Raw genomic sequence first — 14,140 nt, forward strand, 5'->3', positions numbered from 1 at the left:
GGGCTGGCTTTCTTGAGCGGCTGCGTTTGCAAGGTGAGGCGCGCCGCGCTCAGTTTGGAGTATGCTTAAAGGCCTGCGCCCGACCAAGTGAGCACGATATGAAGGAGGTCGCTGTGGCGAAGAACACAAAACTCTCCCAAGGTGAGAAGGCTAAGGAAGCTTCGGATGCCAAGCATGTCGTCGCCCGCAATAAGAAGGCGCGTCACGACTATTCAATTGAGGACACCTTTGAAGCGGGACTGGCATTGACTGGTACCGAAGTGAAGGCGCTGAGAATGGGTCGTGCTTCCCTCGTGGATTCGTGGGTTGAAATCGATCGCAATGGCGAAGCGTGGCTTCAGGGTGCGAACATTCCGATCTACGCCATGGGAACGTGGACCAACCACGCTCCAACTCGCAAGCGCAAGCTTCTTCTTCATCGCGACGAACTGAGCAAGCTTTCAAACAAGGTTTCCGCGAAGGGCTATACCATCGTGGCGCTCGAACTGTACTTCCTGCGCGGCCGGGCTAAGGTTGAAATCGCTCTGGCTCAAGGAAAGCAGGAGTGGGACAAGCGCGAAACCCTTCGCCGGCGCGAGGCCGATCGCGAGGCCGAGCGCGCAATGGCAAGCGCGCGGCGGCGCGCCCGCGGTTAGTCACTGTGCGGTTCAATGACAGGCGTGTTGCCGCCGTCTGGGTCTCGGATCGTCTGTGCCAATCGTGTGGATCGTTTGCGCTAGCCCTGTGGATCGCTCACGCTTGGGATGCGGATTCTGGCGGCGCGGCAATGCGGACGCTTGGCGCTGCTGAGCCAAACTGGGAATAGTCATCGAGCCATTCATGTTATATGATATGTGAGCCTCGAAGAGGTGCAACAAGCTCCATTGTGAGCATGTTCCGGAGTTCACCGGATTACCAACTGAATATAGGGGATGATCGGTTTCGACGGTGATTGTTTGCCGAAGGGAAGCGGGTCGAGGAAGCAAAGTCATCTCGTAAACGATTCTTTGCAAACCAATAGGTGCCACTGAAAAGCGCACCGATTTCACCCTCGCCGCCTGAGCGAGCTCTGAAATCCGTCAGCCTGAGGCTGCTTTCGCCTCAGATTCTGGCGTCGTTTTAGAAAGCCACTGCTGAGCACGCCGGCCGCGAGCGTGCTCGGGACATTTAGCGGCTAAGTCTGTCAGCGACAAGTCTGTGTGAGCGCTGGGGCCAAAAACAACGAATAGCAGTCTGCACCCGGAGAAGACTTGGACATGCATCATCGGACGGGAGTTCAATTCTCCCCATCTCCACGGGAAACCCCCGGAATCGTTGAGATTCCGGGGGTTTCTTCGTTTTCTGGCGGAATCCCGCCAGTTCCCACCTGGACACGAGTGGACACAAGTGGACATAAATGGACATAAATAGACAAAAAATCAGGAACAATATAGGAACACGGCGCACATCGAAAAAGGTCGGATCGCACATGTGCCTAAATTGTGACTGCTAAGTTTCACTTTTCGGCGTCATACCAACGAAAGAGCATGTTCCACATGTTCCTAATTCTCACCAATGAAGGACAGTCATGAAGAAACAAGGCCTTCCCCATGGAATCGCTCACTGGAGGGACGGGTATCGAGTACGAATCACCGCGGACGGCAAGCAGTGGTATATCGGCACCTATACCACGCTGACCGATGCGAAAGCTGCGCTCGCGATTGCCAACTCGGAAAAGGCACGAGGAATCTTCGTCCCACCATCACACAAGAGACAAGCACGAAAAGAACTCCAAGCTCAGGAAGCACGCGACGCCGTGACAGTCGATCAACTGTTTTCTCGCTGGATCGACCACCTGACAACCAACAACCGCGCAGTCGGGACAATATCGTCCTACTCCTCGCTGTACACCACCCACATCCAGAAGACACTCGGGGACAAGCTGGTGGGCGAAGTCAGCGAAGACGACATCGACGACCTCGTGGCGTCATGGCGCTCAACACCCTCCCGCATCAACCCTTCCGCATCAGGCAACGGATTCTGGATCAACGCCGTCTCGGCCCTCAAAGGACTCTTCACCTTCGCAGTGAAGAAGAGAATCGGTGGCATCACGACCAGCCCGGTCAAAGTTGTCCTGCCGGAAGCCTCCAAGTCAGTGCGGGTGGACAACGGCACGGAACACGTGGCAACGCCACAAGAAGTTGACGCGCTCGCGAAAGCCATGCCGAAGGATATGGCTCTCACCGTGTATTTTGCTGCATGGTGCTCGATGAGAATGGGCGAAGTCCTCGGACTACAACGTCAAGACTTCGTGGACTTAGACAGCGACTACCCACGTGTGCGCATCCAGAGGCAATGGAACTCCAAGCACAAGCCGTCCACGTACACCGAGCCGAAAGACGGATCAGCACGCGTTGAAACGATCCCTCAGTTCATGGTTCCCATGATCACCGAGCATCTCACAGCACATGTCGGCAAGACTCCCACATCCCCCATGTTTCCCAGCCCTCGAGACTCTCGAAACCCGATGACTCATTCGCGACTCGACTCGATGTGGAGGACGCGACGAGACAAGATTCTGCCAGGGTTCAAGTTCCACGACTTACGTCACACGGGGTTGACGACATACGCCCAAACAGGCGCGACAATCCAAGAGATCATGGACAGAGGTGGTCACAAGTCTGTCGAAGTGGCTATGCGTTACCAGCACACGGCCCGTGAACGCGACAAGGCGCTGACACGGCAAATGAACGAGATCATCAACGCCTCTCGATCCTGACCCACCACCTGAGATGGGCTAGATGAGATGGTGAGTTTGTCCGGTGGAGAGAATGACATCCAACGGCTGATCGAGACGTTCACCGACCTTCACGTCGTCGGATGAGATGCCAGACAGGACAGCAGATGTGCGTTCCCACAACACATCGAACATCGTGTCTTCGATACCGATAACCGTGTAAGCGTGTCCCTGCTCGTTCAGCCGTACGACAGCCTCAACAGTCGAGCCCGTCCCACAGTAGAAGTCGAGAACGGTTCCACCTTCGGGAGTCACCATGTCGATCCATCGCATGAGGACGCGATAGTCCTTGGGAGAATCGAACACGTGGCGCCCCATGAGGCGACGCAGGTGGGTGCCCGGGTTGCGTTGGATGTTGGAGAAGACAGTAGACGGGGGAGCCATGCGGTGTTCACTCAGAAGGAGAACCCTTCGGGGGACAATCCCGTTCCACATGATGAGGTCTTGGCTGGCCAAGGCGTCAAATGTCTCTTTCGGCAGACGCCACCCGGACACAGGACGGTAGAGGGTTCCATCTGGACCCACCACCTCATAGTGGTAGGCGTTGGCGGCGCTGCGGGCGGTCAGCGGCCCCGGCCGGGCAGGGATCCCGTGGTGGGAGAACTCCCATGATGTCATCCATGATTCGTGTTGGCGTGCCCACGCACGCATACGCACCCCGGCCTGTTCGTCCGGATGAGAACACCCTTCCATACGGGCGGACTCGAACTCTCTGCGGGTAATCTCCATGAACTCATCGACGTGGGGTTTGGGTTCTCTCCACGGCATCGCCTTCGCTTTCTTCTTCGCAAAGGCAAGGATGTAGTCGGTCCCGGACAGTCCAAACGAGCCGTTCGTGCGCCCTTCGGACTGCCACACGAGCATCCGCAGGAAGTTCTCTTCACCAAACACCTCATCCAAAACAAGACGCAGCCGGGCAAGCTCATCATCCCCGATGGAGACGAAGATGACCCCCGTGGGGCGAAGGAGTCTGTGCGCGTGGACGAGTCGAGCATAGATGGATGAGACCCACTCCTCATGAGTGACATCATCACGGTATTCCCGATCAACGTGCGTGTTGTAGGGAGGGTCAATGTAGATCGTGTCCACGGACTGTGATGGAAGGGTCTCTAGGATGGGGAGGTTGTCTCCTTCGTAGAGGACGTGCCTGTTCACAGGATGCCCCCGCTCAAGAGAACGCTCAGCTCGAGGGGAACAACGCGAAGACGGGAGGATGTCTCACCGCCACTTCTCATTCGGACAGTGACACGGTTGTCTTCACGCGCCCACCCTCCGTCTTCGATAGTGTAGGCGAGGCCTTCATTCCATACGCTCGACCACGAAGATAGGGATGTCGTGCCATACGGAATGCGCTTGGGGAAGCGGCGTTGAGCCACATCAAAAGCGACGCCCGGATTCAAGAGTGCAATGGCCCGGCCATCCCGTTCGGTGACAAACCCGATGGAGTCTCCTCCTGGACGATACCCGCCGCCACCATCGGGAACCCAACCCACGAGTGCCGGATCGACATCATCGACTGCGGGCGCTGTCGAGCTGGCGGCCAGATCGAGAAGGTTCGCCTTCCCACTTGAAAGGACGTCGCGCAGCGCTTCCACAAGGGAGGCTCCCGGCTTGGATGTGTTCTGACTGAGGACGGATCGTGCGAAGTAACGGGCAATGTCGAGAAGCGGAGATTGTTTATTGACCTCTCCGCGAGACAAACCGACATCAAGATACTTGGTGATGTGGGTCATCCACGGCTCGTCGGATTCGGATGGAACGGTGTCGACATACACGATTTTTCTATAGTCATTCGAATCTGAATACAGGCCATGGACAAACGTAAGGAAAGCGAGAAGTGAGATACAAATATCGCTTGTCGAGACGATGAGGCGTTCGAGATCTCCCGAGGAAATCTCGGGGAACTCCTCGAGAAGAATGGATCGAATGATGGTGTTCAATCCCTGAAGTTGAAAATGGACAGTTCCCGAATCGTTCAACGTGGACGTGGAGAAGGGGCCTTCATGGAGGGTAGCCACATACAGGTCGTACTCGGGGTCATCCATGAGGACCTCAATGTCGATGCCGTCGCGATACTGGAGGTATGCGCGGTACACACTGCGCTCCCATCCGCGCGACTCAGGGCCCTCTGAGAGGCCGGCCAGATAGCGCAGGTAGGCACCGATGAGACGCGACTGGACCCCACGTTTGCCCAGGTCTTCGATGGTGTCGATGCCGACGAGAGAATGGCTTTCGAAATGGATGGGAGAGATGCGCGACATGATCGAGGAGATGGTGGGTGGGTTCTCCGCCGTTACGAGGAAGAGCGCCGAAGGGGAGTGGGTCTTTTGCAGGTTGAGGCCACGTGACGAGCGCTTCTTCGGGTTGGTGTCATGGACGGAGCGGATGAGGTCACCGAGGGCATCAGCTTCCCGCTCAGCCTTCATTCGGTTGACCGAAGGAGCGAGGTCGTCCATGACCCACACAGGGGCGCGGGAGACGGAAATCTCGGTTGCCGCCACAGTGTCGCGGGCCGACCCAGACAAAGACGTGTTCGTCCATGTGCCGGGATGGGACTGCCACCCCATCATGATGGCGGCTGCCGTCCACGACTTGCCGGAGGCTGGTGGCCCGTACAGGTAGGGCACGATCTTCGAGCGCACGGGGATGGCTGGGCGGGCCATGAGAGCAAGCGCAATGGCGCCATGTACGCTCTGAGCCCATGCCCCCGGCGTCGTTCCATCCCCCAAATAGGCGGTGATAACTTCGCGGGCATCCTTGAGAGCCTGGGTGCGCCAGTCAGTTGCGCGAGGAGGGGCGATGACACCGAACTTAGATGCTCCAGTCAGGCCATAGTCTGGGTCGTCGTCAATGACTGCCGAGACGGTGTCGGCGTCATGAAAAATACCTTCGGTGCTCACTCGCTCGTTGCCGATGATGAACTCGGGTTTGCCATCGTTTGTGGGCACCCACCCCATGCGTCCCCACCGGGTGGCACTGATGACTTCTTCACGCCGATTGGCTTTGATGGCCGAAACCCACTTCTGGCTTTCCGGTGGCCACTGTTCGAGCATCTTGACCGATGCTGGGACACTCGCGCCCAGACGGGACCAGTCCTTGGGGAGGGCTTGAAGAATCTCCGACGGGCCGGTCACGGTGGCCGTGCAGACCGTCTCGCCTTCCTTCCACGAGAGCTCGATGTCCACGATCGTGTCGGAGGATTCTTCGGCTGTTACGCCCTCCCGGGGAGGGGCAAGAATGCCGGTACGAACCTCGTTGTCTTCAGGAACTCGGGTGAGCGAGTTGCGCGAGATGCGTCCACCAATGTCGATCTGGGGACGGAAGAGAATAGTCCCGTCCTTGGTCGCATAGGCTTCTTCGGTCGCCGCCCCATCCTCGGTCACGCGCCATTGTCCGGGCCGGTAATCGTCAGCATCCGAATGTGGACGCGAGGGCAGAGGTCCGACGAAATCGAACATGTCGGACCACGTGTGTCCGCCGGCGAAAAAGTCGTCAATGCCCTGCTTGCCTGTGGCGTCGGGCAGGGTGAGTAGTCCGACGGAGGAGACTTTGCGGTGTTCTTCGAGGAACTGGGTGAGGCTGTTGGCCTGCTTCCACACGTGCGGGTTGGTGGCGACGTCAGCGTCGAAGCACATGTAGGCCACGCGATCGTTCAGACGCAGAGATGTCCACTCGTAGTGGCTGTGCCAGTTGGCAACCCCTACGAAGGCGATGATGAGCACGTCGAGCTTTGCCATGTACGAGTTCAGACGCTTGCGTGCTGCGGCCGTATCCTCGCCCTCGCGCACCTTGAGGTCGCCCACGGATGTCCCAGAGTCGATGAGAGCCGCTGTGAGGGCCGAATCGGCCTTGAGTAGCCCCTCGGTAAACAAAACGCTCTTAGAGGCGCGTACGAGCGTTGTGGGGGTCGCTGGGTGGGTATCCAGCGCCGTGGGGACCTTGGCAGGATTGATGTACTTCTGCCCCTTGTCGGAATCCCCGGTCATGATCGGTCGCTTCGGGCGGTACTGCCAGAAGGTCGAAGGGGCCTGTCCGACGGGCGAGCCATCGACATCGTCAACGCGGTACCAAGGCATGTAGAGCATGTCTCCCGTGGCTGCCGAGTCGGACATCTGATGCCATCGGGCCGAGTTCTTCGTCTTGATTCCCAAGGGCTTGCACAGCTCATCGACGGTCTTCGACGTGTAGGAGGCGTATCCGCGTGCGAGGGCAACGAGAGGTGCGACGGCAGACGTGGAGAGTTTGGCCGCTCCGGAGTGGTCAGGGTCGATCCATGGGTAGTCACGTGGCTGGTAGAAGCTCATGCACTCTTAGTGTGCGGGGACGATCAGTTTCTACCCCAACATCTCTTTCGCCACCGCCCGGAACGTGGTGCGTCATCGTATCTTTTTGGGATGGTGGGGTGGTGCGGTGAGGTGGGTGTGGGGCCGTGGTGGTGGGTGTGGTGGGTTTTCACTGGGGTTGCTACACATGCCAGCTGCTCTGGCAGTGTAGCAACCCCAGTGAACAGGTGAGAAATGTCGGCGTGTCGGGGGTGAAAGTGGCGGAATAACGCCGAAAAAGGGGTGTCCCCACGACTTTTCGTTGGTATGACGCCGTTTTCGTGTTTGCGTGGGGACACTGGGGACACTGGTGGGGACAGGTGTTTCCGCGAGATAGCAACGAAAAGTCGGTGTTTTGAGGGCCTGTCCCCAGTGTCCCCAGAAAAACACCACACATATAGAGAGAGGATGTTTGCTCTCTCTATGAGGGGAGGGGGATGTTCGCGTCACGTAGTGAGGTGGGACAGGTAAAGAGAGAGTGCGTATGGGTCGCACACGATATGTGTTTTTTTGTGGGGACACTGGGGACACTAGATATATATAGAGTTTTCCTTGTAATACCAACAAAACTACTGTCCCCACAAGTGTCCCCAGGTGTCCCCACGGTTTCCCCGAAATGGCGGTATTGCAACGAAAAGTCTTTGGGGACACGACTTTTCGTTGATATTCCGCCATTTTCTTACGCGATTTTGTGGCCTCGGAGCGTCGATTTGACAGGCTCGCACACTGTTTGTAAGCTCCGTAATCACGGAGCTTACAAAAACCCAGAACGCCCAAAAACGGCGTTGTGTGGTCCGAAACTCGCTTTTCCCGGGTGTTGGAGATGCTGGTGGCACGTTCGAACGTGGTTGATCACCTCCAGACCACCTCCGCGCGAGGATGCTTTGGCAGTGTTGGATCGTGTGAATGGATGTCCACGAGAGTCACAAACACGACCCACACCCCTCCCACAGGTCCCTCATGGGTCCCCCGAACCAGTCCACCCGACCCACCACACATGGGCCACACCCCACCCCTACAAGCACACCCCAGTTGATACAGTGACCATTTTGGGTGCACCAAACACACACAACAAGCACCCGCGAATCTCGATGCTTGAGACTCATGGCTTCCGCTGTCGCCCCCGCCGAGCGATGTCGAACCTCTCGTGGGCACGTGCCGTGCGAGCGTTGTCCATGACCCCGTGTGCTCCCTCTGGCGAGACAGTCGGGTGCTGAGGCGTGCCAATGCGGCTCGTATGCGAATCGGTGGCGCTCAAACGGGCGACGCTGAGGGTGTTGCCTCCACGTTAGCCTCGATCTTTCATCGCGGGCTTGTGGGGTTGTGAGGGCGGCGTCGGTGCCGTTGTGTGAGCCCCATTGTTGCTGGTGGGTATGGCGTTTGCCGCCATGTCGTTGGCGGTGGGCGGGATTCCTAGGTCCAGGTGGGGCTCGGGGCTGTGGGTGAGTGGTTCGGGTGTTGACTGGTCAGCTGGTGTCGAGGGTCGGTGTCAGGGAGCGGAGTGTGGTGATCGCATCGGCCAGAAGGCTGGCGTAGGGATGGTGGTCGGCGAGGTTGAGGATGCGCGCTCGGGCGTGGCGGGTGAGGACGGCTGGGACCTGGTAGAGGCGGTACCTCAGCCGTTTGACCTCCCACCTGCGGGCCTCGTGGTGGGTGAGGGCGAGGGTCTGCATCCAGGCGGTGAGGTCGAGTGCGAGTTGGACGATGTGGACCCAGATGCGGTTCTGGTTGAAGGAGTACAAGGGCAGGTTGCGTAGCCCCGTTTCCTTGGCCAGGCGTATGCGGTCCTCACAGCGGGCCCGACGCCGGTGACGCAGTTCCAGGTCAGGGATCTGCTGGTGGGGTCCACCGGGTGTCGTGTTGGTGGCAAACGCCGTGATCCTCATGCCGTCCACATCCTCGAAACGCAACTGAGCTCCGGGGTGGGGGCGTTCTTTCCGCACGATGACGCGCATACCTGTGGGCCATGAGGTGAGGTCCATGACTCCGGTGAGTTCCGCGACCCACGCCCCCTGCCTGACTTGGCCGTCGGCGTCCAGGGCTGGACTCCACGCTTCCTGGGGCAGTTGGTGGAGGAGGTCGGGGGTGTCGTGGGGCAGCGTGAACTCCAATGAGTAGGACAGGCGCCGCGTGGTGAGCCACTTGGTGAGGTCATGGGTGGCGCCGGCCCCGTCGGTGCGGACCAGGACACTCTTGTTGCCCCTCCATTTGGGTGAGTGTCCGGGCAGTTGGGCCAGGGCGGAGCGGATGACCTGGATGTGATCGCGGGCAGTGTTGCTGCCGGCGTTGCCGGGGCGCAGTAGTACGGCCAGCGGCTCCCCCGTCCCGCCCTCCCCGTGGTCAACGAAGGCACACAAGGGATGGAATCCGTATCCCCTCTTGAACGTCGGCGCAGCCTGCTCCTTGTCCGAGTGGGAAGTGAGCAACGTGGCGTCCAGGTCGATGATGAGCGGCTTTTTCGCCGTGCACCCGTGGTCGGGTGCCTGGGACCCGGCAAGATCCCACGCCCGCTCCCGCACGCAGGCGCGAGCCTTGTTGATGGCCCGCACGGCTTTGTCGGCATCACCGGCCAGGGTCTGGATCACCCGCGAGACCGTGGGATCTGAGGCCACGCGCCCATAGACACCCGGCTCACAGCGGACCATGTTGATGTCAGCCAGACAGTCCCCACCCAGGGCGAGAGTGAGCGCCAGGTCGAGGACGATCTTGGCGGGGTCGTGGGAGGACAGGGGCTTGCGCCACGGGGCCAAGGCACGCGACAAGGTCCCCTCCAATCCGAGGGCTCCCACGGTCTCCACCAGGAGCGCGCCGCCCGCCTGGCCCACCGCGCTCGAGGGACGGACCTTGGGGGACACGGCAGGGTAGAACCCGGTAGTCTTCTTCACCTGAGGGGTGCTCCACTTCTGGACGGAAATCGGATCTCAACTACCCGTATTTTCCCAGATCAGGAGCACTCCTCAGTTTGTCTCCCACCCCTCGAGACACCCCAACGATGAAAGCCCGAGGCAAGGAGGTCGAGGTAGTCCGAGAAGGAGAGGGCACCTGCGATGCACCCCGTGTATGTGCCGCGTTCGGCACGCTGTTCGGGGGTGAGGTCGTCGTCAGCGATGACGTCGGAGATGCCGATGCGCCCGCCTGGGCGCAGGACTCGGAACATCTCGGAGAAGACGGCTGGCTTGTCGGTGGACAGGTTGATGACGCAGTTAGAAATCACGACGTCCACGGAGGAGTCGGACAGGGGAAGGTCTTCAATGGTGCCCTTGAGGAACTCCACGTTGGTGGCGTTTGCCCGGTCGGCGTTCGCCTGGGCGAGGTCCAGCATCTCGTCGGTCATGTCCACCCCGTAGGCGAATCCCGTGGGGCCGACCCGCTGCGCTGACAGGAGGACGTCGATTCCTCCGCCTGAGCCGAGGTCCAAGACGGATTCACCTGGGTGTAACTCTGCGATCGCCACGGGGTTGCCGCACCCCAACGACACGTTCGCCGCATTTGCGGGGATCAGGTTGAGGTCGGCGGTGTTGTACAGGCTCGCTCCCCACACACCGGTCCCCGACGGCGCGGAGCAGCAGGATGCGCCGCCGGACGGTGCGCAGCACGACGCGCCGGCGGCGGGTGCCACGGCGGCCTCGCGCGCGACCTTCGCATATGCAGTCCGTACGGCCTCGCGAACCTCGTCCATTTCCGATCCTTACGTATAGATAACACTCGATATGAATGAGTGTGGGCCGTGTCGCCGTGGCTGTCAGTTCCGGTGTCGGCCGATGCTCTGTCAGCTGGTGAGCAGGGTGATGACCTTGACTGCTGTCATGACGACGATGAGGATGCCGAAGATCCGCTTGAGGATCGGCCCTGAGACGAACTTGCTGGTGAGGCGCGCGCCGAGGAAGGAGCCGAGGGCTCCGGCGACGACGAGGAACGCGGCTTGGGTGATGTCGATCTGCGCGGTGCCGAGGTGTGGGACGAGTGCGGTGAAGGACGGCAGGGTGACGGCGACGGCGGTGATGCCAGCGGCGACCTTGGGGTGGTATCCCACGAGGATGAGGGCGGGCATGAGGAGGAACCCGGGGCCGACGCCGAGCATGCCCGCGATGATGGCGATGGGGACCGCGAGGAGGAGTGCGAGTCTGAGGTTGGGTGCGGCGTCTGGGTCGCGGGGCTTGTCCTTGGTGAACATTCGCGCGGCGAGGAACACGACGGCGGCGAGGTAGAGGCCCCAGATCCACGTCTGCCCGGTGTATTGGGCGAGCCAAGAGCCCGCGGGTGCGGCGATGGAGGCGACGATGGTGAGCGCGAGCGCGGGCTTCCAGTCGATCAGTTTGGAGCGGGCGAAGCCGGTGGCGGCGAACAGGGCGGTGACGCCGTTGAGCAGGAGCGACAGGGGCTGGACCTGGTGGACGAGGTCCGGCAGGAAGAATCCGAGGAAGGGAACGGCGGCGAACGCGACGCCGAGTCCGACCATTCCTGAGGCGACCGAGAGGATGAATAGTCCGACGGTCATGATGAGCAGCGTGGCGGTCATGCGCACGTCCCTACGGCGGCTGCGGGCAGGATCGACAGGGCGCCCTCGGCGATGCGGCGGGCGGTGTCGGGCGAGCATGCGAGGTTGAGGCGCACCCATCGCTCCCATCCGGTCCCGAGCGCCGCCCCGTCGTTGGCGCCGATGTGGGCGCGGTCGAGCAGTTCGCGTGCGGGGGGATCGCCGAGGGCGACGTGGTCGTACCCGACCCAGGCGAGGTAGCCGCCCTCGGGCGGGGTGAACTCGAGGGGCGAGCCCCGGAACAGGGCCGCCAGCAAGTCGACGTTGTCGCTGATGAGGCGGCGCACATCCGTCTGCCAGGAGGCGCCCTCAACGTCGGAGTCGTAGGCAGCGAGCGTGGCGATGGTGCCAAGGGTGGTCACGCCCTGGACGACCTCGGGAGCAAACGCGTCCCAGCGCGCCCGCAGTTCGGGGTCGGGGAGGATGACCTGGGCGGACGGGAGGCCAGCGATGTTCCAGCCTTTTGCAGCTGCGGTCGCGGTGACGGTGTGGGCGGCGAGGGCCGGTCCGAGGCTGGCAAAGGACGTGTGGGGGTGGCCGGGCAGGGCGAGGGGAGAGTGGATCTCGTCGGAGAACACGAGGGCGTCGAAGTCTGCGATGGCGTCTCCCAAGGCCCCCAGCTCCGCCGGGGTGAGGACCCTGCCAGTGGGGTTCCACGGGTTGCACAGGATCACGAGGCCGGCACCCCGCTCGAGCCCGGCGCGGATGCCCTCGAGGTCGAGGGCCCAGCCGCGGCCCTCGGCGGCCCTCCCGCGCAGTGAGGGGACCTGGATGACCGGGTGGCCGAACACCTCGGGGATGGTGAGGAAGGGCATGTAGGCCGGGGTCGGCACGATGACGGGGGCCCCCGGGCGCACGAAGTGGGAGATGGTGGCACGCAGGGCGGGCAGGACGGAGGACACGAGTCGCACGTCGCCCGGCTGGATCTCCCAGCCGAAGCGGTGGGCCTGGAAGGCGGCGGTGGACTCCTGGACGCGGGGTTCCAGCCAGCGGGGCGGATAGCCGAGGAGGCCGTCACGGATGGCGCCCGTGAGGGCGGTCTCGACTTCGGGGGAGGTGCCGTAGTCCATTTCGGCGACCCAGGCTCCCAACACGGGGGCTCCGTCGGAAGCGTCCATGCCGGTCCACTTCAGGGAGCCGATACTGCGCAGTTCGTCCTCCGTGCGCAGGCGGACCGCGGCGTCGTTGCGCGCGGCTGTGGTGGTGGGCGTGGTCACGGGTCTCAGAGTCCCTTCGTTGGGGTGTGGTGGTGCGCCCACAGGAGCGCGGGCAGGAGTGCCAGGGCAATTCCGGTTCCGACGAGGCCCAGCGCCGCATATGACGTTTGGGCCATGACGAGGCCCGCGAGGGCGGAGGCTGCGGCACCCGACAGTGAGATGAGGACGTCGACGGTGCCCTGGATCGACGCTCGGCGCGGGGCGGGTGTGTGGTCGGTGAGCATCGCGGAGCCCGACACGAGCCCGAGGTTCCACCCCAGGCCCAGCAGGACCAGCGCCGTTCCGGTGGCCAGCAGGGTGTGGGCGTTGAAGGCGAACACCCCAGACGCGGCAAGCACGAGCGCGGAGGCAGCGGCGACGGGGCGTTGCCCGTAGCGGTCGACCAGGCGCCCGGTAAGGGGAGAGGGCAAATACATCGCGGCGACGTGCAGGCCGATAATGACCCCGACGGCGGACATGCCGTGTCCGGTGGCGCGGATGTGGACCGGGGTGACCGCCATGATGGCGACCATGACGATCTGCCCGACGATCATGATGAGCGCCGCGACAACGATGCCCGCACGGCTGCCCGCGGTCGAAACGCCCGCGGGTGTCGACGGCTCGTCAATATCGGGATGGCTCAGCCGGATCTCGCGGGCCAACAGAAGGGGGTCGGGGCGCAGGCGCGCGAACAGGACGAGGCCGGCACCGAGGTAGGCCGCGGCCGACAGCAGAAACGGCCCGGCCAGGGCGGGAAGCCCCAGGGCCTCTGCGACGTGTCCCAGCGGGGTCACAAGGTTGGGTCCGGCAACCGCGCCGACGGTCGTGGCCACCAGGGCCGTGGAGGTGGCGCGCGCCCGGCTCTCGGGGCGAGCGAGGTCGGTTCCGGCGTAGCGGGCCTGCATGTTGGTCGCCGACCCCGCGCCGTAGATAAACAGGAATGGGAACAGCAGGCCGGGACCGTTGAGTGCGGCCGCGAGCACGACACCGAGCGCCCCGATGCCGCCGACCGTGAAGCCCACGCCCAGCCCCCAGCGGCGACCGCGCCGCTGGGAGGCCTGCCCGATCAGCCACGCGGACAGCGCGGAGCCCAGGGTGAACAGCGCGACCGGCAATCCGGTCGTCGAATCGTCCCCCAGCATCTGTTGGGCGAGCAGCGCTCCCACCGAGATCCCCGCCGAGAGTCCCATGCCCGCCACGACCTGGCTGGCAATGATGACCGCCAAGGTGCGCCGCTGCAGGGCGGCGACGGCCGACGGGTCGCGGACGATCTCGCGGGCCAGCTCGCGCTCGGCGGTGCGGGACTGCTCCCGGGCATGGAACATAGAGA

The 14,140-nt window shown here is 62.2% G+C and carries 9 protein-coding genes and 1 other RNA gene; 3 read left to right on the forward strand and 7 right to left on the reverse strand.

Annotation, left to right across the window (positions count from 1 at the left end):
- The first annotated feature begins 98 nt into the window (after window positions 1–98).
- The 3 genes from smpB to H2O17_RS03875 all read left to right on the forward strand — a co-directional run bounded on the left by smpB (window position 99) and on the right by H2O17_RS03875 (window position 2,737).
- On the forward strand, window positions 99–635 hold the full coding sequence (gene smpB, locus H2O17_RS03865) for an SsrA-binding protein SmpB (protein ID WP_182050430.1): 537 nt from the start codon (window positions 99–101) through the stop codon (window positions 633–635).
- A 272-nt stretch (window positions 636–907) separates the two neighbouring features.
- Window positions 908–1,277, forward strand: a transfer-messenger RNA (tmRNA) gene (gene ssrA, locus H2O17_RS03870).
- 269 nt (window positions 1,278–1,546) lie between these two features.
- Complete coding sequence (locus tag H2O17_RS03875) at window positions 1,547–2,737, forward strand: tyrosine-type recombinase/integrase (protein ID WP_182050431.1); 1,191 nt, start codon at window positions 1,547–1,549, stop codon at window positions 2,735–2,737.
- 18 nt (window positions 2,738–2,755) lie between these two features.
- On the opposite strand, the gene H2O17_RS03880 is transcribed toward H2O17_RS03875, so the two are convergent.
- From H2O17_RS03880 to H2O17_RS03910, 7 genes are all read right to left on the reverse strand, one after another.
- Window positions 2,756–3,910 (reverse strand): DNA methyltransferase, encoded by a 1,155-nt coding sequence (locus H2O17_RS03880; protein WP_182050432.1) that lies wholly within the window; start codon window positions 3,908–3,910, stop codon window positions 2,756–2,758.
- Window positions 3,907–7,059 carry a toprim domain-containing protein gene (locus tag H2O17_RS03885; protein ID WP_182050433.1) on the reverse strand — a complete coding sequence of 1,051 codons (3,153 nt, stop codon included), beginning with the start codon at window positions 7,057–7,059 and terminating at the stop codon, window positions 3,907–3,909. The genes H2O17_RS03880 and H2O17_RS03885 overlap by 4 nt, the downstream gene beginning before the upstream one ends.
- Before the next feature lie 1,484 nt (window positions 7,060–8,543).
- Entirely contained in the window at window positions 8,544–9,962 is a 1,419-nt protein-coding gene (locus tag H2O17_RS03890) for an IS1380 family transposase (RefSeq protein WP_182050434.1), read from the reverse strand.
- A 59-nt stretch (window positions 9,963–10,021) separates the two neighbouring features.
- A complete protein-coding gene (arsM, locus tag H2O17_RS03895) occupies window positions 10,022–10,756 on the reverse strand; it encodes an arsenite methyltransferase (RefSeq protein WP_182050435.1) in 735 nt (244 codons plus the stop codon).
- Between the two features lie 90 nt (window positions 10,757–10,846).
- On the reverse strand, window positions 10,847–11,596 hold the full coding sequence (locus H2O17_RS03900) for a sulfite exporter TauE/SafE family protein (protein ID WP_182050436.1): 750 nt from the start codon (window positions 11,594–11,596) through the stop codon (window positions 10,847–10,849).
- On the reverse strand, window positions 11,593–12,732 hold the full coding sequence (locus H2O17_RS03905) for a MalY/PatB family protein (RefSeq protein ID WP_182050936.1): 1,140 nt from the start codon (window positions 12,730–12,732) through the stop codon (window positions 11,593–11,595). The genes H2O17_RS03900 and H2O17_RS03905 overlap by 4 nt, the downstream gene beginning before the upstream one ends.
- 104 nt (window positions 12,733–12,836) lie before the next feature.
- Window positions 12,837–14,135 (reverse strand): MFS transporter, encoded by a 1,299-nt coding sequence (locus H2O17_RS03910; RefSeq protein ID WP_182050437.1) that lies wholly within the window; start codon window positions 14,133–14,135, stop codon window positions 12,837–12,839.
- Between the last annotated feature and the right edge of the window lie 5 nt (window positions 14,136–14,140).

The organism is Changpingibacter yushuensis (genome assembly GCF_014041995.1).
In the GTDB taxonomy this organism is placed as follows: domain Bacteria; phylum Actinomycetota; class Actinomycetes; order Actinomycetales; family Actinomycetaceae; genus Changpingibacter; species Changpingibacter yushuensis.